Raw genomic sequence first — 25,573 nt, 5'->3', positions numbered from 1 at the left:
GTAGGCACGTCAAAAAACACTGCTGGAAAGTGCTTCGCTTTCATCGACAATTTTCTAAGGGTAATTCAAGGGCTGAACCGTACTGCGTTGGCTAAGGGCACGTATGGCTATAGCTAGCGCAACCAGCGAGAGAAGCAATCTTAGAGCGCAGACTGCCGTTCATCTTTCAGAACTACGTTTCCATGTCGTGATCTATCTCCAGGCCCATCAGTCTCTCCTGTGGCAGGGCATTGCCAGCTTCTCTGATCACCTGAAAAGCCGAACGAGTTCAAGGTCAGTTAACGTCTCTAATATGCCGATCCTTCCAATAATCTGCTTCATGTAACGATCATGGGTAGAGACCTGCTTCATCAGTTTTTCAAGAATGCCATTTGCTGGCGTCAGGAAAGGGCTGAACTCACTCGGAAGGAGTCGTCACAGCGAGGGATAATGCAACTTTTATTCTGTCGTCGATGATCGGTGCAGTCTGCCCGTTTGATATCCAAGTTAGTGGGGCACGGAGCCGGACAGCCGGATCGCCCAACACAACATAATTGCGCATGTCGTCACGGGCTATGCGCAGTGACATTAATTCGCGAGTGGGTTGTTTTCCGTAACTCAAGTTATTGAGTAGCACAACGAGCTGGGTACTCAACGTGCCCCATAGGGTATTGAACTGATCGGTAGCGTGGCCAATACGGTTACCCAGCATCAGCCTATGGATGACATCACAAAAGGCCTGAATCTGCGCTATGCCTCGCTGTGACAGGAAGCTTGATGCCCATGCCCAATCCACGTGGCCCAGCGATGCCAGGGCTCCTCCCTGGGGCAGGGACGGGAGTTTCTGGGCGAGTCGGGCAGTGGTCGGTGCATTGGCGATGCGTTTGCGTGGTTCGGTGAATGTGTAGTTATCGTGCTCTGGGGTGCCGGCCCCAGAGCAGGCGAAAAAAAGTGGATCATACCGTGAATGTTTGCATGTTCAGGTACGTCCTGGGCGCAGAACCAATGCTCGGCGGTGAGGTCGCCATAACTCGGCCAGTCCTGGCAGACCAACGCGCCCTGGTGTTCGAGTTAGCGCGGGTCGTCTGCGTTGAATGCCATCCGCAAAGCTCGGACCTGCAGCAACTGGCCGAAGATGTCGCCAACGAACTCCGTGGGGCGGCCACCAGCAAGGGCCTTGAGTACATCGTCGAACTGCATCAGGTGCTGCAGTCCGAGGTTTGGATCGATCCGGATCGCTTCAAGCAATTGCTGCGTAACCTGTTGAGCAATGCCATCAAGTTCACCGATACCGGCTCGGTGGTCTGCAAGCTCCGTGCGATTGGCTGTGGAGAGGGCCTGGTGAAGGTCCGGCTGGTGGTCGAGGATACGGGGATAGGGATTTCCGAAAGTGACCAGATCCGGATATTCGAACCCTTTATTCAAATCCAGGCGGCCGGACGCTATCGGCAAAGTGGCACCGGCCTGGGGCTGGCGCTGTGTCGCCAGTTGGTGGCGCAGATGAAGGGCGAGATCCTCCTCACCAGCCAGCTAGGGAAGGGCACCTGTTTCCAGGTGGACTTTGAAGTGCCGCAGTCCTTGAAACTTTAGGGTGCGGACGTTTCCCATCTTGCGTATCGACGCCAGGGGCATTCGCCCATATCGTGACCAGTGCGACGGCGGGTAATTTTGCAGGGCGGGCGACAGTTCCTGCCGATCCGGGCGCGCTTTCCAAACTGCTTCAGCAGGCATTAACCTGCTTGCGTAAAGCGTCGGGCAGATGGCTGTCTGGTCGCTAGCGATTGGGCATTTGCTGGAGACGATGTTCCAGTGGCGTGCATGCGAACCAGCGCAAGTGCGCCCGGCAAAATGAAGTGGTGCGCCGGTAGCCGAGTTCCTGGGCAATCTGCGCCACGCTGAGGGCCGTATTGGTCAGCAACTGTCTGGCTTGCTGGCGCCGTGTCCGGTCCACCAGTTGTTCGAATTCGATTCCGTCTTCGGCCAAGTGCCTTTGCAGTGTCCTGGGATTAAGGCCCAGGGTTACAGCCACCTGATCCAGGCTGCAACGTTGTCGGGGCAGGAGCATCTGGATCTTCTGGGCAACCTGGTCATGCAGGCTACGATTGGCGGAACAGTTGGCCTCAAGGTAGAAGCGCATGATGTCATGGAGCACGGGATCGAATTGCACGCAGGGCCGTTGCAGATCCTCGGCATGCAGCACCAAGACGTTATGTTCCTGCGAGAAAAGCACCGGGCAGTTGAAATAGCTTTGGTAGATGGCTTGGCTGGCTTGGGGCAGGTGTCGAAACAGTACGGTCTTGGGTTGGAATGGGCCACTCAGCAGTTCGGCGATCAGCAGGCTGCCCTGCAGTACGGACTTCTCGACGATCTGTGGTGTTACCAGATTGCACCCAAGAGCGTTTTTGAAGCACAGCAGCGCCTGGCCGTGTCGGCGTTCCAGGCTGAAGTGAATGGATTGACTATAGACATGCATGTAACGAATGACCGCGACCAGGGCATCGCCCACAGTGGGAGCCGATTGCGCCAGATAGTGCAGGGGCCCCAGCAACGTGGTTCTCTGGCGCGAAGCCAGCTCCATGCCGAATTCCGGCATATGCAAGGCGTGCGCACTGCCTTCGAAGATATGCACCAGGCTCTTGTAGGAGCAGGTTCTTTCATAGTTGCCGACGACGCCCAGATCGATGTGATGGGGCGTCAGGTATTCACGCATCGATGCGCCTCGAACGGCGAGCAACTCACCGTACTGCAGGAAGGCGGTGCCGCGAACACTGTCCATTGAGCTGCCCTGATAATCAATCGTCGACAGGGTCTGCCGCCGGCCCTACCGCGTCTGGTAGTTCCGGGGCCTGGCCAACCCATGTATTGAAGAGTTCGTACCCGATCGCCAAGACGACGGGGCCGATAAACAGACCGATGAAACCATAGCTGATCATGCCTCCCAAGGCACCGATCAAAATCACCGGCATCGGCACCGAAACCCCGCGCCCCAGCAGCAATGGCTTGAGCACATTGTCCGAGAGCCCGGCGGCTATTGTCCAGATGGAGAAAATGACGGTAGGGGTACTGACCCCTTGCTGGCTGATGACGTAAATCACCACCGGCGCAGTAATCAGCAGCACGGGCAGTTGCATGATACCCAGCAGCAGAACCAGCAGTGCGAGCAGTCCGGCGCCGGGAACGCCCATCACCACCAGGCCGATCCCGACCAGCAGCATCTGGATGAACGCAATACCCACCACGCCCTGGGCGACTGCCCGGATGGTGGCGGCGCACAGCGTGGCCATCTCCTCTCCACGTTCCGGATTGAAGATTCGTTTGGAGATGGCAATGCCTTTTCGGGCGCTACTGTCGCCGTGCGCGATAAACAAGCCGGCGATGATCAGCGCCAGGACAAAGATCAGGATGCCAGTCCCGACGCCTGCCAGCTTGAGCAAGAGCATGGTGCTGAAGCCTTTGAGATGAGGCACCACTTGCTGCATCGCCCACGTCAGATCAGAGGAGGCGTGACTCCAGATTTGAAAGAGCGGTTTGCCGATGAGCGGCCATCCCTGCACGGCTTCCGTGGGCGGCGGGAGGCTTAGGTTCCACTCATTGGCTGATTGCAATGCGCCTTGCACCGATACGGCGAGCGACTCGCCGAGAAAACTCAGCGGCACCATCAGGCAGAGCAGTATCAGCAAGACCAGCAATAGGGCGGATTTGCCCGGGGAGATGCCTATGGCATTGGCCATACGGCTATTGAGCGGGTTCAGGGTGACGGCAAGGATCACGGCCCAAAGCATGACTCCGAGGAAAGGCTGAAAGATCTGATAACAGAAGAGGGTCAAGGCGGCGATAAGCCCCGCCCGTATCAATACATCCAGAAGCTCCTTGGCATTGAGGGGCGTCATGGGTTTTCCGGTTGTCATAGCTTTCGCCTTCTTGGGCTGTGCGGGCGCCATATGCCTGCGATCATGCTGCGTGGGCAGCGATAGTATTAATATATAGACACTAAGTATGAACGCTACACAAAAAAATACCGGTTTGTGCGGCGTGTCGTGTAATGAGCATTACGCGTCTGCCGGGCGACTGAACGTGGTTATGTTAGAGTCGTACCGACAACTATAACGTTCAGTGTCATATGCTCAGTATTCTGTAATTAAAGGTTCATCATGTTTTCAACGAACATCGGGTCATATCACCGAATGATTTCGATCATCCGCAGCAATCGACATCCGTCTCAAGGCGTATTAAGAGATCGCCTCGGTCAATAAAATCCAGCTGATTCTCGACAAGCAAAACTTCCAGAGCTTACTTCATTTGCATCATGTGCGAATAAGGATAGCGCGTGAATCCTATCCGTATGGGAGCACAACTTAAGGAGCAAGTAATGGATCCAATAAAGAGGGGTGACAGCCTGTTCCGACAGCTATGGCATAGAGCCATAATTTACCTGGCGCCTGCCGGGACAGACTGATCGATGGGCGCGTGTGAGTCCCCCTCACATGACCGAAGTCTTATTTCGTTTTCAGCATTTCGTAGGACTTGGCCATATCCTTGGCCCAGCCATCGAGTACAGCCTTGACGTCCTTGGCCTGCATGACCTGATCGGAGTTCTCCAGGTCGGCCCCGGCTCCCTTGCGCACGACTTCGGCGACCACTTCATTGCTCTCGGCATCAACGAAGACGGCTTCGGTGGCAAGGCTGGTGTCCTGGTCACGAATACCGGTGGCGGTACTGACACCGGCGGCAACCAGGGCAATCGGGATGACTTCGTAAGGACGCAGCCCCTTGGTCTTCGCACTGACCGCAGTAATAGCCGGTCGCACGATCAGAACGCCTGCGCCAGGGCCTTTGGCCAACGGCAAGACCTTGGTGAATTCGCGCTGTAGCGTTTGGTCGTAGTACTGGGTGATGCCTTGCAACGTGCTGGCCGGGATCTTCTCGGTAGGCTGTGGCCTCGGATACAGTTGGCTAGGTTCGATATAGACCCGGCTGTAGCGACTGACGTCCACACCCGGTTTGATCCAGCGCATTACCGGCGCTCCGGAGGGCGACTTGTCTTCCTTGAGCGTGCTGTAATTTTTTAGAAACCCGGAATACTGCTCGGGATCGACGTATTTGCTGGCGCAACCGGTCAGCGCGAGCGTTGCCGTACACAACGTGGCCAGAAGAAAATTCGACTTCATGGTGGTGCTCCTTATGGACAGATCTACAGTAAATCGCTGGGGGGGGACATCGAACGGTCAATGCACGTCAAAAGCGCCATGTTGCTCCACCGCCAATGATGTGCAGAGCGGCGTTGTGGTAGGTGCCCGAGAGTGTGTCGCCCGAACGGGCCTTGGTTTGCTCATCGTCCATATCACCTAGCCACACCAACGTGTACGCCATGTGCAGGTCAAGACCATCCTCAAGTTGATAATTGATTCCGGTAGACAGGCGCCATGTCTCGCCCATCGGGTTGTCCACCGTCCGGTCTTTGTCGTCCACCGCCGAACTGTCATAGCCCAGCCCCATATTCCAACGCAGTTTGGGGGTCGCCTGGTACTGGGTGCCGATAGAGGCATGCCAGGTGTCTTTGTACTGACGGTCGACGGTGCGACTGACGCCTGCTGCATTGGTATCGACCTCGACCCCGATGCTGCCGAACTCACTCCAGTCCTGCCAGCCGAGGCTGCCAAGCAGCGTCCATTGACTGTCCAGAGCGTGGGCAACGCTAAATAGCACGGTTTGGGGGACTTGCAGATCCAGCTTGAGATCGTCGACACCGAGGCGCCCCAAGGCCGTATTGAGCAGGGGATTGCTGACGTCGCGCAGTTGCGGACTGTCCTTGAACTCAAGGTTGATCTTGCTGGTGTAAGCGAGCCCTAACCGAGTGCGTTCGTTCAGCCGATAGAGCACACCAAGGTTGACGCCCGTACCCACATCAGTGTCCTTGAACTCCAACTGCCCATCTGGCCGGTCGAGCAGGCCGAGTGCGTTATTGTTGATGGCCATCTCGGTGCGATAGTAGGCATACATGAACCGAGGGCCGATCCCGACAGACAAGTCATCAGTGAACTTGTAGGCCAACGTGGGCTGGAAAGACACGCCGATGATTGCCGCTTCCTGGGCAAAGTAGCGCCCGGCCCAGTCATCGTCGTAGTCCAGCGCCAGACCAAAGTTACCGTACATGCCGAAACCGATAGCTGTTTTTTCATCGATTTGGTGGCTGATGAACAGGCTGGCACCCGGCAGATACTGCAGCGCGTTGCCACCTTCGTTACCGTCAAACTGGTTATTGCCATCACGAGAGAAACGGATGTTGCCAAATATCACCTGAGCGTTTGCGCTGATCTGCGTGCCGGATAATTCGGTAATGCCTGCCGGGTTGCTCATCAACACACTAGGGTCGTTTGCCAGGGCTGCTGCGCCGGCATTGGACAAACCATTACCTTCCTGACCCGCCTCGTAAATCAAAATGCCACCGGCCCGGGCTTCACTCGTGAGAAGACCAAGGCCATAGAAAAATATCGAAAGGTAGAGTCGTCGAGAGAGGTGGCGTTTATTCGTCTTCATAACGCTTCCTTGTCGGATCCCATGGCTTGAAAGTTCTGCGGCAGATAAAAATACAGGACTCATATTGCAATACAGTTTTCGATGCACAGATAACTGTTTTGACTATGAATAGTGGAGGCCACGATAACGTAAACCGGCTTAGATGGCGCTCTAGGCGCAGCACGGGAAACAGTCAATATGCTCTTTACGCGACAACTAGGCGATAAGTCTCTAAGGCGAGTGTCTTTATCGCACCAGAGAGAATAAGCAAGAGGTCGTTCTGTTTTTCCCGTATTGAGATGGTTGGCGCCGCAAGTGCTGTCGGCAGGCTGTGCCTCCCCGTGGACTCAATCGGGAGACTTGACTGCGCACCCGGTCTTATTGGCACTCTCGCGGAAAACGGTAGCGGCATATTAGTGGCTATCCTGAGGTGTTTAAGGCTGGAAAAAAGATGACATTCGGCACGGCCGAGCGTCTGCCTGGAGGCGGCTGATCAGGTGAAGAAGAAATCTCCGGGGCGCTTTTCCCCAGTCTCATGGGCTGTACTTATAAATGTATGGAGTAACAGGGTGTCGTGTAATGAATATGGGTTAAAAGACCCTGTTCGGCGCATTACGCAGAACTTTGCTAGTGTTTGTTGGAACTATCAGAGGCGCAACATAACAACTGTGCGTCATCGAACCAGAGAAAAGCAGCGCAAACCCAGCGGTGCCTGGGCGATTCGACTTGTATAACTCGGTTCCAACCTTTTGTATTTATCAAGGAAGTTGCATGTACTTGAGTCCGGCTTCGCTTAAGTTGCGCTGGTTTTTCGCGCTTTTACTGATGCTGCCGCTTTGGGGTCAGGCTGGAGAGATTCTGCCGTCCTGGCGCGACGGTCCTTCACGTGCCGCGATCATCGGTTTCGTCGAGGCGGTCACCGAGGAAGGCGCAAGAGGGTACGTGCCGCCGTCGGAGCGTATCGCTGTATTCGATAACGACGGCACCTTGTGGAGCGAACAGCCCCTCTACTTCCAGATTCTCTTCGCCTTCGCCGAGGTCAAGCGCCTTGCTCCCCAGCACCCGGAATGGAAGACCCAGCTGCCATTCAAAGCCGTGCTGGAGGACGATCAGCAAGCCCTGGCCACCAGCGGCATGCGAGGGCTGATGCAAATCGTAACCGCCACCCATACCGGCATCGATACCGAGGCATTCAGCGAAAACGCGCGCCGGTGGCTGGCCACTGCGGTGCATCCGCGCAGCCACAAGCCCTTCACCGAGATGGTCTTCCAGCCGATGCTGGAGCTGCTCGCCTTTCTGCGGGACAACGGCTTCAAAACCTACATCGTCTCCGGCGGCGAGGTGGCCTTCATGCGGGTTTTCGCTGAAGAGGTCTACGGCATCCCGCCGGAGCAAGTGATCGGCACCACCTTCGCCACACGGTTTCAGGACAAGGACGGACAGTTGTCGATCCAGCGCCTGGCGGAGCTGAAGCACAACGACGATGGTCCGGGCAAGCCGGAAAGCATCGAGGCGATCATCGGCAAGCGGCCGATCCTGGCTTTCGGCAACTCCGATGGTGACCTGCAAATGCTGCAATGGACAGCCGCAGGTTCGGGCAAGCGCTTCATGGGGTTGGTGCGTCACACCGACGCCAAGCGCGAGTGGGCCTATGACCGCCAGTCGCAGGTCGGCCGTCTGGACAAGGCCCTCGACGCAGCAACGGCCAATGGCTGGACTATCGTTGATATGGCATCCGAATGGCGTCGGATTTACCCCTTCGAAGCCACGACAACCGAATAAATTCAACAAAAAGCGTTACGCAAGACCCTTGATAGACGTTAGTCGTGTAACACGACAATTTGAGTGAGCAAAAGGAGCAGTCAGATGACTCGCATACGTAAATGGTTGCCCAAGCTCGCCTTGGTGGTGACCTCGGTTATGGCCGTTTCTGCAACTGCCGCAGCCGCTGAAAAACCCAACATCCTGGTGATATTCGGCGACGATATCGGCCAGACCAATATCAGTGCCTATTCGATGGGCGTGGTCGGCTACAAGACGCCGAACATCGACCGGATTGCCAAAGAGGGCATGATCTTCACCGATTACTACGCGGAGAACAGCTGCACCGCGGGACGCTCCTCGTTCATTACCGGGCAGTCGCCACTGCGTACCGGGCTGACGAAAGTGGGCATGCCAGGCGTGGCAGTCGGCCTGCAAAAGCGCGACATCACCATTGCGCAGGCACTGAAGTCTCAGGGCTATGCCACCGGCCAGTTTGGCAAGAACCACTTGGGCGACAAGGATGAATACCTGCCGACCAACCACGGTTTCGACGAGTTCTTCGGCAACCTGTACCACCTCAATGCCGAGGAAGAACCCGAGCGTCCGTATTGGCCCAAGGACGATGCCGAGTTCGTCAAGGCGGCCTCTCCACGCGGCGTGATCCACAGCTTCGCCGACGGCAAGATCGAAGACACCGGCGCGCTGAACAAGAAGCGCATGGAAACCATCGATGACGAGACCACCGCCGCCGCGCAGGCCTTCATCGAGAAACAGGCCAAGGCGGACAAACCCTTTTTCGTCTGGATGAACACCACGCGCATGCACGCCTTCACGCACGTTCGTGAATCCATGCAGGGGCAGAGCGGCATGCCCGGCAACGAGTATGCCGACGGCATGCTTGAACATGACGGTGACGTCGGCAAACTGCTGAAGACCCTGGATGACCTGAAGATCGCCGACAACACCATCGTCGTCTACACCACCGACAACGGCCCGAACCAGTGGTCGTGGCCGGATGCGGCAACCACGCCATTTCGCAACGAGAAGAACTCCAACTGGGAAGGTGCTTACCGCGTCCCGGCCATGGTCCGCTGGCCGGGCAAAATCAAGGCCGGCGAGGTGTCCACGGAGATGTTCTCCGGTCTTGACTGGTTTCCCACCCTATTGGCCGCCGCGGGCGACACCGGCGTGAAGGAGAAACTGCTCAAAGGCTGGGCTCCGACCTCGGGTGGCAGCAACTTCAAGGTGCATCTGGACGGTTACAATCAACTGCCGTACCTGACCGGCCAGCAGCCGAAAAGCGAACGCAAGGAGTTCTACTACTTCAACGATGACGGCGAGTTGGTCTCAATGCGTTTCAACGATTGGAAAGTCGTGTTTTGCGAACAGCGCAAGCGCGGTGGTTTCGAGGTCTGGAGCGAGCCGTTCGTCTGCCTGCGCGCGCCGAAGATCTTCAACTTGCGCATGGACCCCTATGAAAGGGCCGATGTCGTTTCCGACCAGTATTACGATTGGTCGGCGAAAAACATCTACATGCTGGCAGTCGCCACCATGAAGGCGTCGAAGTTCCTCGAAACCTTCGTTGAATATCCACCTAGCCAGAAACCGGCGAGCTTCAGCATCGATCAGATCCGTGCCGACGTAGACCGGCGGATCGAAGCGAAAATGGGCAAGAAAGAGTAAGCCCGAGTCCCGATACAGCGTGCGGTGGCTTCGCCATTGCACGCTGTATGTTCATGCCCTTCCGTTGGCGATACTGCCCACATGCGCCGTCGGCGCGTGATACTCCAAAGTCCTCATTGCAGATCTTTCACTGCAGTCCGCTGTTGCGCTGGCGCACGATTCAGGCAGCGCAGGTTTTGCCTATCAAGTCTCACCCTCTGTCACTCGATGCGGCACCGGAACGGCTAGCGCCTGTTCGTGGTACGCGCACAATTCCGGGGTTTTGTGCCCCCGTCCCTTTGCCTGACTTGAAGACGATCCTGGCCCGTGGGCCTGGTTGTCGCCTTTCACATGTCGGCGCCCTGACCGCGACTTTTGTGCTGTGCACTCATAGGCCACCAGGTTCAGCGAGATGTTCTGTATTCTCCACGGCGTTTCCCGCTCCTGTTCGACAACAGTGGTGCAGGCATCTGTGCCAGTTTCAGGAATTGGCCCATTACCCGGATGGCTCTTTAGAAGTGAGAGAAATCAGTGACCGGCACCGGGTTGATGCTTTTTCTGACTCCGCTATTGGTTGACCTTCGAGAGGCTTTTTCGAGCGCTTGCTGCCCGCGTTTCACCTGGAGAGCTTGGATCTGCGGAAGCACGGCAGCCATCTCCAGTCGCCTCTTGGACGCTGGCTGAGCACCTCAACGGGGTGATACAGGAAAGATGGCGGCGATAGCGGTAGCGCGCATTTGATCATTACACTTCTACCCATGGTGCAGCATCGAGCGCGTCAGTTCCGCCGTGAACTGGAGCTTACGCCGTATTACCGAAACGGCTGGCACTAGAGGCTGAGAGTGTTCGGCAATTGTTGCAGGCTACTTGCCTGGATATGGCTCAAGAGTGATTTTTGAGTACTGGCCTGACCGCTCTTTTTCTCGGGGAATCCGCGAAAATGGTGTTTGGCCGTTACTCGAAAAATGGCGTGCGCCGTATAAGAGTGTGCCCGGATCGATGGAGATCGTGCGGTTCCTGCGTAGCGAAAAAACCATCCAGATAGAAGAAAAATATTCATTTTAAGAGCATCTTCATCCTGCTGGATTAATCATTGTAATCCTGTGAAACTTCTCATTTTCACCAAAGTCATAGTCCTTTAGCAGCTGAGTTTTTTATTCGCCTTAAATGCGGTGCAGCTAATTTTTTTGGCGTCAGGATTGTGGCTGGCGTAAAAATACCATCAGGCAAAAAATAGTACAAAAAGCGAAAGCACCGAGAGTTATATGAATATATTCATCAACATGAACACCTTTGTCACAGTCGTTGACGCCCTGAGTTTCTCCGAAGCCGCACGTCGCCTGGGTGCAACAAAATCTCAAGTAAGTCAACGTATTCAACAGTTGGAAAAACATCTGGGTTGTACCTTGGTCAGCAGAACTCGGCCAATCTCGGTTACCGATGCGGGGCAGTTGTATTACAGTCAGGCCGTTCATCTTCTGCAAGAACTGAAAAACTCTGAACAATCAGTCAGGCGGGCGAACGCTTTTCTCCAGGGGCGTCTATGCATTTCCGCGCCACTGGCATTCACTCCGCGTTATCTTGCGCCGATTTTCTCGAAATTTGCTAAGAAACATCCTGATCTGGATATTGACGTGCAAAGCACCGATAGCTTTGTCAGCCTCCAGGACCAGCACTTCGATATGGCCATACGTCTTGGTCGACTGGAAGATTCGTCTTTGGTCGCGAGAATCATTACGGATAATCATCACCTGATTTGTGCCAGTCCCGAGTATCTGGAGAGGAATGGCACGCCTCAACATCCAGAGGACCTCCAGCTGCATGATGGGTTGATGTACTACAACCGTGAACCCAATGGTTTCTGGAGGCTCCCTTTTAATGGTCGGCAAGAATCTTTTCGAATTCGCACGCGTTTACGCACCGATTCCGGACATCAACTGCTGGAAAGTGCCAAAGCCGGTATCGGCCTGGCCATTTTGCCAACTTTTCTCGCCGAAGATGCTTTGCTTTGCGGAGAGTTGATACCAGTACTGCAGCCTTATTCACCTTCGGGCGGTCATCTTTCGGTGGTCTACCGGAAAACCATAAAGACTCCTGATAAGATCCTTGCGCTGGCCAAGTTTCTTGGGGATGAAGTTGGTCATCCCGCGCCGTGGGACCGAAGGTTGTTAGAGCGAGGACTGTTTTACTAAGTACTCATGTTTTGTCTAGCAAAGGGGGCGGTCAAGATGCCTGTAGTGTGTTATCAGAAAAAGGCGCTCGCCATAAAGCAGAAAAGCTGCATGAGGTAACTCATGCAGCGTGAGCACAGATTTTCCAAGTTTGAAGAATATAGATTGCGCCGGCCGCGGTCGGCTTATTGAACACTCACAGTTGTAGTAACGGCGATAAAACCCTTGACCACTTCAAGGTGGTCGAGGCGGGCATAACGGGTTCCCCACTCAGTGCGTTCAAACCCTGGGGGCTCAAGTTATCGGCATCTCGTTGAAAGGAAGGTAGGGCAGCGGTGAGTCTGCAGGTTCAATGGCTATCCGCGCTCCGCCAACCCGATAAAAATAGCGGGACAATGCGGACTCCTTTCCTGCTGTATCACTAAACCCGAGTCGATGAAGCCGGAGCTCGACAGGCCTAGCGCTTGCAATAGGGCCCAGCTGTGCAAGTCGCTCATGGCTGACGCCGTCTGCCCATGGCCCGTTCGTAGATACCCTGGCGGGCTTCGATCATCGGATCGGCGCTGGGGGCGATGCCATCCGGCAGGCGACCGGGATTGAAGTCCAGGCGTTGTTGCTCGGTTTGCTGGGCTTCGGGGGAAATCAGCCTGTCGAGGGTGAGGACACCCAGTTCAATCTCTTCGTTGGCTCGCGACCAGGGGATGGAACCGTCTTCGACCGCATCGCCCGGTGCCGCCAGTTGCAGTACCAGGCGGATCTTCGCCGGCCCTTTGCTCAGGCGTGTCGTCAGTTCGTCCCGCAGATAATCGTCAGGCATGGCCGCGGCCTGTTCGTCGCTCAGTGCGGGCTCGCCGACCCAGGGTTCTATACGGTAGCGCCCGATTCGACGCTCGCCTTTGAGGTTGCTGAACTCCAGCGCATTGACGCCGAAGTACTCGGTGGCGATGTAGCTGCGGGGGGCCGGTTTGGGCGTATCGAGAAACTGCCGGGCCCGCGGATGTTCAGCCAGGAAAGCGGCCAGAGGCGCCGGGTCGGGCGGCGTGGCCACGCTGGCCGCGATGCCTTGCAGAAAACTCAGGAAGTCCTGCGCAGTCGCGACCGGAAAGCCGTTGAACGAATGGGCAACGATATCGGTGGACTGCCCGTCGGGCAGAGAGAAGCGGATCGCCAGTCCGTGCGGGCTGGCCGTGGGGTCGCCGTCTCGGGTGCCCGGCAACCCGCTGAAATTGGAAAAGCGTACGCGTATCGGTATCGACCCCCCCTGAAAGTGCACCGCTCGGCTCACATTGGACGCGCTGCTGGTGGCGACGAAGGTTCCCTGCGCCAACACCCCCTTGGCATGAGCCACACGAAACCCCGCATGCCGGCCAAAGGTGGCGTAGAGGGCGTCGAGCAAGGCGTCGTAGAGCGCTTCCTGGCTCATGGCGGGACTCCTGATCGTGGTTGGATTGTCCCCGGCCCGGGCGGTGGCCAGGGGCATGCTCAATATCCCCAGCAGCAACGCGGCAACCAGGCGCCCTGGATGGTCCATAGGGCTCAGCCCAGGGACGGGAGAGAGGGATAGTCGGTATAGCCGCGGGCGTCGCCACCGTAAAAGGTGCTGCCATCAGGCTCCGCCAGAGGGGCGTCGAGGGCAAAGCGTCGTGGCAAGTCGGGGTTGGCGATGAACGGTTTGCCAAACGCCACGGCATCGATGAGCCCCTGCTCCAGCAGGCTTTGCGCGGAGCCCTGTTGATAGCCGCCACAGACCACGATCGCGCCGGTGAACGCCGAACGCAGCTGGCAGCGAAAAGCGGGCGGGTAGGGCGCGCCGGGCCATTCGGCAAGGTGCAGGTAGGCAATGCGCCGCACACTGAGCGCCGCGGCCAGGTACAGGGTGATGTCGCGGGCTTCGATATGGAAGTCCATGTCGTTGACGATTGGAGGGCACCAGGGTGACAGGCGGATTCCCACGCGCTCGGCGCCAATGGCGGCGGACACCGCATCGACGACTTCGAGTACAAACCGTGCGCGATTTTCCAGGGTGCCGCCATAACCGTCGGTGCGCTGGTTAGTGCTGACGGACAGGAACTGCTCGAGCAAATAGCCGTTGGCCCCGTGCAGCTCCACCAGATCGAAGCCGGCGGCCATGGCACGCCTGGCGGCTTGTACAAACTCCTCGATCACAGCGGCAATACCCTCTTCGCTCAACGCTTGGGGTGGGTCGCAATTCACCATGCCCGGCAGGCCGTTCTCGTCGAAGGCGAAGGTCTTGGACCGCGCGCGAACCGCCGAAGGGGCCAGGGGCGCGTGACCCGCCGGCAGTACCGAGTGATGGGAGATGCGCCCGACGTGCCATAGCTGCGCCGCAATCAGCCCGCCATTGGCATGCACCCGATCGGTGACCAGTTTCCAGCCGGCCTGCTGGGCATCGGTATAGATCCCCGGTGTGTAGGCGTAACCCTTGGCTCCGGGAGATATCGGGATCCCTTCGCTGATCACCAGCCCGGCGCCGGCGCGCTGGCCATAGTATTCGGCGTTGAGGGCGGTGGGGATGTCGCCGGGCTGGGCCGAACGCGAGCGGGTCATGGGGGCCATCAGTACCCGGTTGGCCAGGATCACGGGGCCGATGTCCAGGGGAGACAACAGATTCTTGGTGTTCGTCATAGGGCATGTCTCAGCAGTGGTCCCTGCGCCAGAAGCGCAGGCGTATTGACGTTATTGGCGCGGGCCGATGCGTTCGCAGGTCGATGGCATCCGTGTGGTCAACGGTGTCCAGCCATTGGTCGTCGCTCCGGTTTCGTCTCGGGGCGTGCCCATGGCGTCAATTTCTGGTTCCTACGCAAGCACGGGCGATTTTCTTGGCCGCGCCACCGCGTGCCGCCATGGCGGCGGCCATCACCACAACACTGGCGAGTGAGGTACGGCGCTCGGGGTTGTTCAACGTCTTGTTCATGCATCATCTCCCTGTTGGACGCGGGGGTGGAGCGTCTGCGTGACAGAGGCTAAAGCATGCTCAAGGCATCGAATAAGCCAGAAAAAACCGAATCATGGTTTCGCTTTTTGTGAACGCTCAATCGATTGAGCATGAACCGCCAGTTTCTGCTCCCATACCGATGGGCTGCCGATCTGTTCGCTCAGAAAGCTGATCAGGGCTTCGAGTTTGGGCGATGCCCTGTGGGACTGACGATACACCGCCGAGATATTGCCGCCAGGAGGCGCGTGGGGTTCCAGCACCACCTTCAGTTCGCCGGCGATGATGGCGTCCACGGCGAGGAAGGTCGGCAGGATCGCCAATCCCATCCCGGCCTTGGCGCCTTCCATCAGCTGATAAGCGTTGTTGGTGCGCAGGCGGCACTGCACACGAAACGACTCAAGTCCCTCACCGACCGGCAAGCTCCACATGCCGTGGGGTTCGCGATGCACGTACAGCAGGCCATAATGGCCGGCCAGGTCCTGGGGCGTTTGCGGAGTGCCATGGACCGCGAGATAGTCAGGGCTGGCACAGATGACATGGCGGTTGACGGCGATGGTCTTGGCGATCAGGGAAGAGTCTGGCAGTTCGCCGAGGCGGATGGCGGCATCGAAGTTCTCTTCCTGCAGGTTCACGTAGCGGTCATCGAACTCGACGTCCAGGTGCAACTCGGGATAGCGCACGGCGAAAGAGGCCAGGATCGGCGTCAGGTAGCGAATACTGAACGCCATGGGCGCGGACAGTCGCAGGCTGCCGCGCAGGCTTGAGGTGAATGCCAGGACCGCGTCCTCGGCGTCCTCGACATCGGCCAGGATGCGCACGCAATAGCGATAGAACACCTGTCCTGGCTCGGTAAGGCGTAGCCGGCGCCCGCGCTCGAGCAGGATGCTGCCCAGGCGTTTTTCCAGTTGCTGGATCCGTTGGCTGACCATGGATTTGGCCGTCCCCAGAAGCTTCGCGGCTTCGGAAATACTGCCGGTATCGACCACGGCAACGAAGAAGTGCATTTCGGACAGTTTGTTCAAGTTCCTTGCCTCCAGTAGGGGAAGTTCTTTTTTACTCTGGCATGACTGTGGGCATCTCGTCGCCGGGATTGACGCCTGCCTGGTTAGATTAACGGACGAAGTCTGTACCCACTTTGCAGGGGCGGCTCTTTTTATGATTCAGAGATTAAGAATTCACGGATCGGAATGCTCGAAGCCTATAACTTCGGGACGCTATACAGATCTCATGGGATGGGGGATATATGCAAGCGCCACTCCCTGATTTACTTGCCAGGGTTTCAGGCGCTTTTTCAAAGTGGCTCTTTGATAGATTGGCCGGGAAGCCCCTTGTCATGTCAAGAGGCTTTCTGGTTTTGCGCGCGTTAGTGATCAACAGCTCTTTTCGATTGGCATGTAACGATGCTAGCTACTTGCGTCACTTGGACGTTATCGCTTCTTTTATGAAGTCTATGCCTTCATTGATAGCCTGGTACCCCAAAGGGTGTTCTTCTTCATCCTTGAAGAACTGAATAAATCCATGTCTTTGGCCTTTGTAGACTTTTATTACAGTTCCTTCGCAGGCATCGGCATACTTCAATCCAGCATCGACAAGGGGGTCGTTATCGCCAACCGATATCAAGGAGGGAGGTAGATTGCTATGTTCTCCATAGATAGGAGACACAAGGGGATCTTTTTCGTCATAAGCTTCGCTGATGTAACTGTGCTTTATCATGTTCAGCACCTTTAAATCAGGAAAACTATTGCTCAACGCTCGCGTCAATGATGTTTCATCGATATTGACATCCAGCACTGGGTAGATCATCCAGCAGGCGCTAATTTCGTCTTTCTTCAAGAGATGGCTGATGCTCGATACAATATTTCCTCCAGCACTGTCGCCGATAAGGATTATTTTCTTCCCTTTGCCGATGTTCTCCTTTAGCCAGTGGAATGAGGCGATGACATCGTTCAACCCCGCTGGGGCCGGGTTCTCCGGGGCAAGCCTGTAGCCAACCGATAAAGTAGCTGCATTCAGCTTGTTGGCGATGTACCTGATCATGACATCATGGGTTTCAAGGTCCCCGGAAATCCACCAACCACCATGAACAAATAAAATGACGGCTTCATTTTTATCATCGATCGGCTGATAGAGTTTTGTGGGTATCAGCCGATCAGGAGATTGCGCCTTGATGTCGACGTCGTCAATTTTGCCAACCTCGTCTTTGCTTCCGGCCAAGGGAATCAAGGATCTGTAACTTTGCCTAAAGGATAAAGCCAGGTTTAACAAGTCATTGTGGTTTTCCATGTTGCATCCTCGGTGATGGGTACAGGCAAGGCGCTTAGATACAGGCCTTCATTGCCGGTTCCCTGCATCAAACGAAAAATGTCGAAGTGGAGCGCGCCGTCATTTCAAGTAGAGCGGGTTCCAGAGGATAGCACTTGCCCTGATAAAAATACGTATCGCAAAATGATAGGAAGGGAAGGGGGTTTCATGCTATCCATGCCAGGGGTTCACGCGCAGATGGCTGGCTGAAATAATCTAACCATGACCCGTTACCACGACGGAGACACAACTCATGGGCAGCTGGAGCAGGAGCGTTGATAGCGCGCTAGTTCCATCGCTGGATCGCTGCAAAGTAACTCCAGCGACACGTTTAAATGCTCGGGCAAGTTATTGATCCGAGGGCATATTATGAAATGCACACGGAGTGAGTGTCACGCTTGTATAGGCTGGTTCCAGGGCTGGAAGTTTGAACGTTATTGTACTGGGTGATGCCATTTTGCCAGGCTGGCAACTACTGGTTAATTGATTTTGACAGGCGAAAGTGGCGGTGCCAGACTCTTTTCGTTTTATTAAGCCAGATCAAGAAATATCACTCCAAGGACTACTGCGGATGTAGATGCAGATACCTTCGACGCTGGCCAGGCTGGCAGGAATTTTACGAGGAAGCCCCCATGAGCAATCGACGTGAAGTACCAGGTATTCATGACTATGACGGCCCAGCGGGTGGATGGGGAGCGCTCAAAGCCACCGCGAAAGCGGTACGAGAGCAGTGGGATTCGCTGAAGGCGCCTATCACCCTGCTACACACTAACCAGCCTGATGGGTTCGACTGTCCAGGCTGCGCCTGGCCTGACAAAGAACATAAATCCACCTTTCAGTTCTGTGAGAACGGTGCCAAGGCCGTGACCTGGGAGGCAACCAGCAAACGAGCCCCTCCAGAGTTTTTCGCCAGCCACACGGTGACCTCGCTGCTGGACCTCAGCGATTATCAGCTGGAAGACCTTGGGCGCCTGACTCACCCCATGGTCTATGACCGTGCCAGCGATACCTACCGGCCCATCGAGTGGGAAACCGCGTTCACGCGAATCGGCGAGGTACTCCGAGGGCTGGATCCCGCCCAGGTAGAGTTCTATACCTCCGGCAGAGCCTCCAATGAGGCCGCGTATCTCTATCAGTTGTTCGCTCGGGAATATGGGACCAACAACTTTCCAGATTGCTCGAACATGTGCCACGAGCCAACCAGCGTCGGGCTCCCGCGCTCCATCGGCATCGGTAAGGGGACGGTCTCGCTGGACGACTTCGACCTTTGCGAGCTGATCATTTCCATCGGCCACAATCCTGGTACCAACCACCCCCGCATGATGGGGACGCTGCATGAAGCTTCGCGCCGCAAGGTTCCTATCATGGTGTTCAATCCGCTTCGCGAAAGAGCCCTTGAGCGTTTTGCCGATCCTCAGAACATGGTTGAAATGGCCACTTATGGCTCCACCCCGATCGCGTCTGCGTATTTTCAAGTCAAAGCCGGAGGCGACGCTGCCGCAATCAAAGGCATCATGAAGGCGCTGCTGGAGCTGGAGCGCAGCGTCGGCCAAGTGCTGGACCATGAGTTCATCGCCAGTCATACCCTGGGCTTTGACGCCTTGGTGGCTGACCTGGACGCCACCCAATGGCCCGCTATCGAACAAGCCAGTGGGCTGCAGCAGGCCGACTTGGAAACCGTGGCGGCAGCCTATGCAAAGTCCAATGCCACCATCGTCACCTATGGCATGGGCGTCACTCAGCACAATGAGGGTACCGCGAACGTCAGGTTGATCTGCGACCTGCTGATGCTGCGGGGCAACATCGGCAAGCAGGGCGCCGGTATCTGTCCGTTACGTGGGCATTCGAACGTGCAAGGTAACCGGACGGTCGGCATCACAGAGAAACCGTCACTTGGTTTTCTGCAGAACATTGAACAGGCATTCGGCTTCAAGCCACCGACCGCGCATGGTCATGACGCGGTAAAAGCCATGCAGGCGATGGTTGACGGCTCCTCCAGGGCGCTGATTTGCCTGGGGGGCAACTTTGCTGTCGCGCTACCGGATCCTGAGCAGTGTTTTCCGGCGATGGGCACGTTGGACCTGAGTGTCCACATCGGCACCAAACTCAACCGCACGCACCTTCTGGTGGCCAAGGAAACCTACCTCTTTCCTTGCCTGGGCCGGACCGAGGTGGATATGCAGAATGGTGTACCTCAGTCGATTACCGTTGAAGACTCGATGTCAATGGTGCACGCCTCGGCAGGCAAACTCTCCCCCGCGTCTGGCTCCCTGCGTTCGGAGCCGGCGATCATTGCGGGCATTGCCCATGCCACTCTCCCGACCACTCGGGTGTCCTGGTTGGAACTCGTGGCGGATTACGATCGGATCCGTGATCTGATCGAGAAAACCGTCCCAGGCTTCGAGCAATACAATGCGCGGATTCGGGTTCCTGGTGGTTTCCGCATGCCGCTTCCAGCCGCTGAACGCGTCTGGGCCACCCCTTCGGGAAAGGCTGAGTTTTTTGTGTTTGCCGGATTGTATGAAGACCAGAAGGTTGACGGCGATGATGTCCTGCGGCTGATCACGCTACGTAGCCATGACCAATACAACACCACCATTTATGCCCTGGATGACCGATACCGAGGTGTGTTTGGCCGACGCGACGTTTTGTTCATGAATCGGGCTGACTTGGACGCTCGCGGCCTGGCCCACGGTGATCTGGTCGATATCGAAACGGTCTCTCAGGACAGAACGCTGAGGTATGAAAAAATCACCGCAATCGAATACGAAATCTCCCAAGGTTCGATCGGTGCTTATTACCCAGAAGCCAACCGACTGGTCCCGCTGAACTACATCGACGTCGAAAGTGGAACGCCCTCTTATAAATCGGTGCCTGTTCGTGTAGTACGCTCACAGGCCAGTTGAGATAGGCGCCAAGTCCGGACTCCAGGTCAGGTTGCTACGGCCCGGGCTAATGCGGGGAGGTCGGGTGGGTCACCACTACGACCTCTCCGCGCTGAATGAGGGGGGCGAAGCGTGCGGGTCAGCGCTCCCTAGTCATTTCGCCGTGCCGTGCGGCGTGCTACGCCGGCAACGCTGACGGGGGTGAGAGGGCGACCCACGACAGCCTCGGCTGGAGGGATGATGCTGTGCACGCCAGGGATGGACAAGGTCTCGCCAAGTTCAAGGGCACACATCAGAACGAATCCTGTCAGAAGGAAGCCGGCCGATTTCATCATGAGGTTCATTTGGTTTTTCCTCGCACAAAATTGCTGGGCAAGTCCTCGGCGTTGGGCAGATCTTTCAGCTCGATTTTTTTGGCATTTGTCGCGTTGTTGAAGGTGAAATCATCAGGCGCAACAGCAGCGCTGCTTTTCCAGCCACTCAGTTGGATGCTGTACTGCGGACCTCCAGCAATCAGTTTTGAAGTGATGACATAACGGCAAGGGTAGGGTTGGTCGCCCTGGGCAATCCATATCTGCCAATCAATGTCTTTCTTCCTGAAAGCCAGATGATCGCATTCGACACCGCCAATCACACCACTACCCAAATCTTTAATGTCATTCACGCCTGACATCAATTGTTCTTGAGGGTTTGACATGAACAGATCTGCGCCGGGAAGCGGCCTGTTGTATTTGTCTCTTAGTACATCGAGTAGATGGTCAAGCGTGCCGGGGACTTCGATCTGCGTGTAAATGTTTTTGCTTTTTCCGATCAAGGTTAACGTCTTGCCATCAAACACCATCTCGATGTCTGCAAACCCGCTGGAGCGTGTACTCCGCAGTTTGTCAGGTCGGTGAATAACGACAGTGCCGGAGCCCGCCAAGGCAAGTCGTTGCTGATCTTTAGTGACCACTTCAAGGAGGGTGTCATAGTTGAAGGCTATGTCCTTTTGCGCTGACATATAATCGGACATGTTCTTGAGCAAGCTTTTGGCATAGGCTTCATCGGCATGCGCCGCTGTCGCGGCGCCAAATCCGACGATCAGTACAAGTCCTGCTCCAGCTAGGCGGGTTACAGAGGATTCGATTAACTTTCGGGCGATCTTTTCCACGGCAGGTCACCTGCTATAAGGAGGCCGGGTTGGCAGTGCTGATTTATAAAGTTAGCTCTATCTGCAGTGGTTCGCCGTGTATTGATCGACCATTCATCTTCCGAGCGGAGCGCCGTGTGCTGTCAGTCGGCGCTGGTGCATGTCAATGCTAGAAGCGCCAAGTGGCGCCGCCCCCGATGATGTGCAACGCGCTATTACGGTAGGTACCGGAGAGCGTGGTGCCCGAGCGTGCCTTGGTCTGTTCGACGTCCATGTCGCCCAGCCACACCAGGGTGTAGGCCAGGTGCAGATCCAATCCTTCTTCAACTTGATAGTTGACGCCGGTCGCCAGCCGCCAGGTATCGCCCATCGGGTTGTCGACGGTGCGATCCTTTTCATCCACGGCAGAGCTGTCGTAGCCCAGCCCCATGTTCCAGCGCAGTTTCGGAGTGGCCTGGTACTGCGCGCCGACGGAGGCATGCCAGGTGTCCTTGTATTTGCGGTTGACCGTGCGGTCGACGCCGCCAGCGTTGGAGTCGACTTCCACGCCAATCTCACCGAAGTCGCTCCAGTCCTGCCAGCCGAGGCTGCCGAGCAGCTTCCACTGCGGGTCGAGCCGATGCGCCACACTCAGCAGCACCGTCTGCGGCACGTTCATGTCCAGTTCCAGGGCGTCGACCTCGAGACGGCGCAGGGCGGTGTTGATAATGGGGTTGCTGACATCGCGCACCTGGGGGCTGTCCTTGAACTCCAGCTTCACCTTGCTGGTGTAGGCGAGGCCGATCTGCGTGCGCTCATCGAGTTGATAGAGCAAGCCGAGGTTGACCCCCGTCCCGACATCGGTGTCCTTGTATTCCAGTTGGCCGTCCGGGCGGTCGAGCATGCCGAGTAGGTTGTTGTCGATGGCCATCTCGGTGCGGTAGTAGCCGTATACGATGCGCGGGCCAATACCGACCGAGAGCTGGTCGGTGAACTGGTGGGCAATGGTCGGTTGAAACGACACGCCGATGACGGCGGCTTCCTGGGTGAAATAACGGCCGGCCCAATCGTCGTCATAGTCCAGGGCAAGGCCAAAGTTGCCATACATGCCAAAACCCACGGCCGAGCGCTCGTTGATCTGATGGCTGATGAAGAAGCTGGCGCCGGGCAGCCATTGCAGCGCGTTGCCCCCTTCGTTGCCATCGAACTGGTTGTTGGCGTCGCGGGAGAAACCGAGGCTGCCGAGGATCACCTGGGCGTTGGCGCTGATCTGCGTACCGGCCAATTGCGTGATGCCGGCGGGGTTGCTCATCAGCACGCTGGGATCGTCGGCCAGTGCGGCGGCGCCGGCGTTGGCCAGGCCGTTGCCTTCCTGGCCTGCCTCGTAAATCATGATGCCGCCCGCCCAACTGTTGCCACTCGATACACAGAGTGCGCAGAGCGCCAGCAGTCCATGCAGGCGTAAGGGCGAAGTACGGCGCATGTGCATCGAGTTCATGCGGCTTTCCTTGAGAGGCGTCGGGGATCACACGGCGGCAAGCGAACAGAATCGGAATAATCACGAGTCTAGATCAGGCTTGCGTTGTGTGCCTTGCAGCCGCTAGCCGGTCTGCCGTGAGGCAGAAAACCGCTTACCTGCTTTCGATCTCCGGCCTGCTGGCCAGCCATCGCCCTCATCGATCGTCCTGCCTTGAGTCATCTTTATGACCCGGGAAGCGGATTCGACGCTTTGGGGGGCAAACCGTTTCCCTCCCCAGGCGATGGCTGAGCGTGCGATTACTGCAGCGCCGGATCCCCCATGTTCATCTTCTTCCAGCCTTGCAACAGCACCTGGGCTTTCGGTTCCTGGCCGTTATCCAGGTAATACTGGATCAACGACAGCCGCGCATTGCGGTTGGCCGGCTGTACTTTCAACAGGCGCTCCAGCTCTTCACAGGCTTCATCGACCTTGCCGCTGTCGTGCAACGCCACCGCCAGCACGTAGCCGTACTGAGCATTCTGCGGCTCCAGCGTTGCGGCTTTGCGCAGGGCAGGCATGGCCTGGGCGGTTTTACCGGCACGGATCAGCACCAAGCCTTGCGTGTGTTGCAGCAGCGCGGCATCCGGTTGTTCTTTCAGGCGCTGCGACAGCAGCGTCTGCGCCTCCTGGCCGCGTCCGTTCGCCTCCAGCCATTGCACCAGTGTCACCAGGGCCGGGTAGAAGTCCGGGTCGCGTTCGAGGGCGGTGCGCAGCAGCGCTTCGACTTCGCCATTGCGCCCGCTGGCCTGATAGAGCATCGCCAGGTTGAGGTTGGCCTCGGCCCGTTCCAGCAGGCTCTTTTGCACCGCTTCGTATTCGCCGATCGCTGCGTTCCAGCTGATCTGGGCCCCTTGCAGGCCATTGCGCGCCACACTGAGCAGATCCCGGGCGGCAACGATCCTTACTGCTTTCACCGGATCGTCCAGCAAGGGGGTCAACAGCGACACACGCTCCGGCGGCGGCAGCAGCGCGCTGATCGCCCGGACGGCGCTTTCGCGCACTTGCGGGGCCGGGTTGCTCAAGTCCCTGGTTGCCAGTTTCAACGCCTGCTCGCTTGGGTAGAGCGCCAGCTCGGCCAGCAGGGTCGCTCGCTGAATCGCCGGCAAATTGCTCCGTTGCAACTGCTCGTACAAGGCTTGCGCCGCCCCCGGCTGGCCGTTGCGAATCAGCCACAGGCTTTCGTCATAGCGTGGGGCCTGCGCGGCGCTGGCGCTGTTCCAGAGCTTGAACTGTTCGGTGACCTTGTCGCCGGCCTTGCCCTGGTGGCACGTCAGGCAGGCGTCCGGCGTACCCAGTCTTTTCGCGCGCTCGGGATTCGGAATGCTGAAACTGTGGTCATGCCTGAAGTCATTGCCCATGTAGAACTTGCCGGGCATGTGGCAATCCACGCACTGCGAGCCCGGCTGGCCCATGGTGTGGCGGGTGTGTTCGATGGAGTCGTAGTTCTTGGCTTGCAGCCCCTTGCCATCGACGCCTTCCACCGCGGTTTTGCCCGCGCTGTTGTGGCATTGCAGGCATACGCCGGAGCCCGGCGCCTTGAGTTGATTGCTGTGGGGGTTATGGCAGTTGCTGCAGCGCACGCCCTTGTCGGCCATTTTGCTCTGGGCGAAAGAGCCGTGCTCGAACACTTCATCCTTGATCTTGCCGTCCAGCGCATACAGCTCGCGGGTCAGGGGGCTGGGCAGGTAGTCGTCCATCAGCCGTTTGCCGACGATGTAGCCATCCGCCAGCGGCGCGCGGCGCGAATGGCAGCGGGCGCAGGTTTCGATCTCGACGGTGGCGTCCTTGTCCTTGAGGTCGACGGCAAAACCGGCGTGGAGCACATCCGCTTTTTTCGCCGTCCATTCCAGGTGATTGGAGGCCGGGCCATGGCATGCCTGGCAACCGACACCGAGGCTGTTCCAGTGGCTGTCGAAGGTGTTGCTGGCCGCATCGAAGTCACGTTTGAAACCGGTGGTGTGGCACTCGACACACATGAAGTTGGCGTTCTGGCTCGGCTTGCTCCAATGCAACGGATTCTTGAAGTTGACGCCCTGGCCCGGATAAAGGTGGAACCAGCGATGCTTCTCGGTATCCCAGGCCACGCCGAGCGCTTGCAGGCGACCTTCGCCCACCTCGATCAAGTACTGCTGCAACGGTGCGATACCGAAGGTGTAGGCGACTTTGTAGTCGGCGTTCTTGCCGTCGAGGCCGGGCGTGTTGACCCAGAATTCGCCGCCTTTACGCGTGAAACGGGTGGTTTCTTTTTCCGCCTTGAAGGTGACGTTATTGAAGTCGCCCAGCATCGTCTCGGCAGTGGCCTCCTGCATCGCCAATTGGTGATGGGAGCCTTGCCAGTCCTTGGCCTGCTCGTTGTGGCAGCCTTGGCATTGCTGTTCGTCGACCATGGTCGCCGGGGCCATCGCCACCGGCTGCGCTTTGGCCGGCTGAGCCACGGGCATACTGACGGTGGCGGGTTTCGGGACGGCCGGCGTACTGCTGAACAGAAACCAGCCGATGCCCGCTACAGCCAGGAGCAATACGCCGATGGTGACGGGAAACAGGTAACGCTTGATCAGGTTCGGTTGCGAATCAGGTATCAGGCTTTTTGCTTTATTTTTAGGTTTTGGCATTACGACTTCCGTGGTCCAGGTGCGTTTGCCCTAAGGCGCGCGTTCAACTTGACGCAGTTTGCCGGAGGTCCGGCGTGCAAGTGACAGTGTGATCCGACTG

At 57.2% G+C, this 25,573-nt stretch carries 17 protein-coding genes; 5 read left to right on the top strand and 12 right to left on the bottom strand.

Translation table 11 applies throughout. The features are described from left to right. Positions 1 to 954: 954 nt before the first annotated feature. Positions 955 to 1,569 (top strand): sensor histidine kinase, encoded by a 615-nt coding sequence (locus PMI20_RS21315; RefSeq protein WP_037034345.1) that lies wholly within the window; start codon positions 955 to 957, stop codon positions 1,567 to 1,569. Positions 1,570 to 1,753: 184 nt separating this feature from the next. On the opposite strand, the gene PMI20_RS21310 is transcribed toward PMI20_RS21315, so the two are convergent. The 4 genes from PMI20_RS21310 to PMI20_RS21295 all read right to left on the bottom strand — a co-directional run bounded on the left by PMI20_RS21310 (position 1,754) and on the right by PMI20_RS21295 (position 6,516). Next, the gene (locus PMI20_RS21310) at positions 1,754 to 2,755 is read right to left on the bottom strand and encodes an AraC family transcriptional regulator (RefSeq protein WP_037034343.1); all 1,002 of its coding nucleotides are present in this window, start codon (positions 2,753 to 2,755) and stop codon (positions 1,754 to 1,756) included. A gap of 16 nt (positions 2,756 to 2,771) precedes the next feature. Next, complete coding sequence (locus PMI20_RS21305) at positions 2,772 to 3,869, bottom strand: AI-2E family transporter (RefSeq protein WP_007924423.1); 1,098 nt, start codon at positions 3,867 to 3,869, stop codon at positions 2,772 to 2,774. Positions 3,870 to 4,475: 606 nt separating this feature from the next. Beyond that, complete coding sequence (locus tag PMI20_RS21300) at positions 4,476 to 5,147, bottom strand: DUF3313 domain-containing protein (RefSeq protein WP_007924421.1); 672 nt, start codon at positions 5,145 to 5,147, stop codon at positions 4,476 to 4,478. Between the two features lie 67 nt (positions 5,148 to 5,214). Beyond that, complete coding sequence (locus PMI20_RS21295) at positions 5,215 to 6,516, bottom strand: OmpP1/FadL family transporter (protein WP_007924419.1); 1,302 nt, start codon at positions 6,514 to 6,516, stop codon at positions 5,215 to 5,217. Positions 6,517 to 7,266: 750 nt separating this feature from the next. Between PMI20_RS21295 and PMI20_RS21290 the strand changes: the two genes are divergently transcribed. The 3 genes from PMI20_RS21290 to PMI20_RS21280 all read left to right on the top strand — a co-directional run bounded on the left by PMI20_RS21290 (position 7,267) and on the right by PMI20_RS21280 (position 12,113). After that, positions 7,267 to 8,277, top strand: coding sequence for an HAD family hydrolase (locus PMI20_RS21290; RefSeq protein WP_007924416.1), 1,011 nt, complete (start codon positions 7,267 to 7,269; stop codon positions 8,275 to 8,277). 84 nt (positions 8,278 to 8,361) lie between these two features. Continuing rightward, the gene (locus tag PMI20_RS21285) at positions 8,362 to 9,942 is read left to right on the top strand and encodes an arylsulfatase (RefSeq protein ID WP_007924414.1); all 1,581 of its coding nucleotides are present in this window, start codon (positions 8,362 to 8,364) and stop codon (positions 9,940 to 9,942) included. A gap of 1,244 nt (positions 9,943 to 11,186) precedes the next feature. Further along, positions 11,187 to 12,113: a LysR family transcriptional regulator gene (locus PMI20_RS21280; protein WP_007924412.1), complete on the top strand. Its 927-nt coding sequence runs from the start codon at positions 11,187 to 11,189 to the stop codon at positions 12,111 to 12,113. Between the two features lie 472 nt (positions 12,114 to 12,585). On the opposite strand, the gene PMI20_RS21275 is transcribed toward PMI20_RS21280, so the two are convergent. From PMI20_RS21275 to PMI20_RS21255, 5 genes are all read right to left on the bottom strand, one after another. Further along, on the bottom strand, positions 12,586 to 13,515 hold the full coding sequence (locus PMI20_RS21275) for a catalase family peroxidase (RefSeq protein ID WP_007924408.1): 930 nt from the start codon (positions 13,513 to 13,515) through the stop codon (positions 12,586 to 12,588). Between the two features lie 113 nt (positions 13,516 to 13,628). Further along, the gene (locus PMI20_RS21270) at positions 13,629 to 14,738 is read right to left on the bottom strand and encodes an alkene reductase (RefSeq protein WP_007924407.1); all 1,110 of its coding nucleotides are present in this window, start codon (positions 14,736 to 14,738) and stop codon (positions 13,629 to 13,631) included. A 157-nt stretch (positions 14,739 to 14,895) separates the two neighbouring features. Beyond that, positions 14,896 to 15,027, bottom strand: a complete 132-nt coding sequence (locus PMI20_RS21265; RefSeq protein ID WP_007924406.1) for a hypothetical protein — start codon at positions 15,025 to 15,027, stop codon at positions 14,896 to 14,898. 92 nt (positions 15,028 to 15,119) lie between these two features. Next, positions 15,120 to 16,070: a LysR family transcriptional regulator gene (locus PMI20_RS21260; RefSeq protein ID WP_007924405.1), complete on the bottom strand. Its 951-nt coding sequence runs from the start codon at positions 16,068 to 16,070 to the stop codon at positions 15,120 to 15,122. A gap of 394 nt (positions 16,071 to 16,464) precedes the next feature. Beyond that, a complete protein-coding gene (locus tag PMI20_RS21255; protein WP_007924404.1) occupies positions 16,465 to 17,331 on the bottom strand; it encodes an alpha/beta hydrolase in 867 nt (288 codons plus the stop codon). Between the two features lie 650 nt (positions 17,332 to 17,981). Between PMI20_RS21255 and PMI20_RS21250 the strand changes: the two genes are divergently transcribed. Continuing rightward, positions 17,982 to 20,255 (top strand): FdhF/YdeP family oxidoreductase, encoded by a 2,274-nt coding sequence (locus tag PMI20_RS21250; protein WP_007924403.1) that lies wholly within the window; start codon positions 17,982 to 17,984, stop codon positions 20,253 to 20,255. A 319-nt stretch (positions 20,256 to 20,574) separates the two neighbouring features. Here the strand turns inward: PMI20_RS21250 and PMI20_RS21245 are convergent, their stop codons facing one another. The 3 genes from PMI20_RS21245 to PMI20_RS21235 all read right to left on the bottom strand — a co-directional run bounded on the left by PMI20_RS21245 (position 20,575) and on the right by PMI20_RS21235 (position 25,473). Continuing rightward, positions 20,575 to 21,384: a DUF2092 domain-containing protein gene (locus PMI20_RS21245; RefSeq protein WP_007924401.1), complete on the bottom strand. Its 810-nt coding sequence runs from the start codon at positions 21,382 to 21,384 to the stop codon at positions 20,575 to 20,577. 148 nt (positions 21,385 to 21,532) lie between these two features. Next, complete coding sequence (locus PMI20_RS21240) at positions 21,533 to 22,840, bottom strand: OmpP1/FadL family transporter (RefSeq protein ID WP_007924400.1); 1,308 nt, start codon at positions 22,838 to 22,840, stop codon at positions 21,533 to 21,535. 278 nt (positions 22,841 to 23,118) lie between these two features. Continuing rightward, entirely contained in the window at positions 23,119 to 25,473 is a 2,355-nt protein-coding gene (locus PMI20_RS21235; RefSeq protein ID WP_007924399.1) for a tetratricopeptide repeat protein, read from the bottom strand. Positions 25,474 to 25,573: the final 100 nt, after the last annotated feature.

Source organism: Pseudomonas sp. GM17 (assembly GCF_000282175.2).
Taxonomy (GTDB): Bacteria; Pseudomonadota; Gammaproteobacteria; order Pseudomonadales; family Pseudomonadaceae; genus Aquipseudomonas; species Aquipseudomonas chlororaphis.
This window is presented reverse-complemented; position numbering and strand designations above follow the sequence as displayed.

Bases quoted from the DNA above. Each gene is read 5' to 3' on its own strand.
- PMI20_RS21315 (WP_037034345.1), top strand. From the start codon at position 955: ATGTTCAGGTACGTCCTGGGCGCAGAACCAATGCTCGGCGGTGAGGTC.
- PMI20_RS21310 (WP_037034343.1), bottom strand. From the start codon at position 2,755: ATGGACAGTGTTCGCGGCACCGCCTTCCTGCAGTACGGTGAGTTGCTC.
- PMI20_RS21305 (WP_007924423.1), bottom strand. From the start codon at position 3,869: ATGACGCCCCTCAATGCCAAGGAGCTTCTGGATGTATTGATACGGGCG.
- PMI20_RS21300 (WP_007924421.1), bottom strand. From the start codon at position 5,147: ATGAAGTCGAATTTTCTTCTGGCCACGTTGTGTACGGCAACGCTCGCG.
- PMI20_RS21295 (WP_007924419.1), bottom strand. From the start codon at position 6,516: ATGAAGACGAATAAACGCCACCTCTCTCGACGACTCTACCTTTCGATA.
- PMI20_RS21290 (WP_007924416.1), top strand. From the start codon at position 7,267: ATGTACTTGAGTCCGGCTTCGCTTAAGTTGCGCTGGTTTTTCGCGCTT.
- PMI20_RS21285 (WP_007924414.1), top strand. From the start codon at position 8,362: ATGACTCGCATACGTAAATGGTTGCCCAAGCTCGCCTTGGTGGTGACC.
- PMI20_RS21280 (WP_007924412.1), top strand. From the start codon at position 11,187: ATGAATATATTCATCAACATGAACACCTTTGTCACAGTCGTTGACGCC.
- PMI20_RS21275 (WP_007924408.1), bottom strand. From the start codon at position 13,515: ATGAGCCAGGAAGCGCTCTACGACGCCTTGCTCGACGCCCTCTACGCC.
- PMI20_RS21270 (WP_007924407.1), bottom strand. From the start codon at position 14,738: ATGACGAACACCAAGAATCTGTTGTCTCCCCTGGACATCGGCCCCGTG.
- PMI20_RS21265 (WP_007924406.1), bottom strand. From the start codon at position 15,027: ATGAACAAGACGTTGAACAACCCCGAGCGCCGTACCTCACTCGCCAGT.
- PMI20_RS21255 (WP_007924404.1), bottom strand. From the start codon at position 17,331: ATGGAAAACCACAATGACTTGTTAAACCTGGCTTTATCCTTTAGGCAA.
- PMI20_RS21250 (WP_007924403.1), top strand. From the start codon at position 17,982: ATGAGCAATCGACGTGAAGTACCAGGTATTCATGACTATGACGGCCCA.
- PMI20_RS21240 (WP_007924400.1), bottom strand. From the start codon at position 22,840: ATGAACTCGATGCACATGCGCCGTACTTCGCCCTTACGCCTGCATGGA.
- PMI20_RS21235 (WP_007924399.1), bottom strand. From the start codon at position 25,473: ATGCCAAAACCTAAAAATAAAGCAAAAAGCCTGATACCTGATTCGCAA.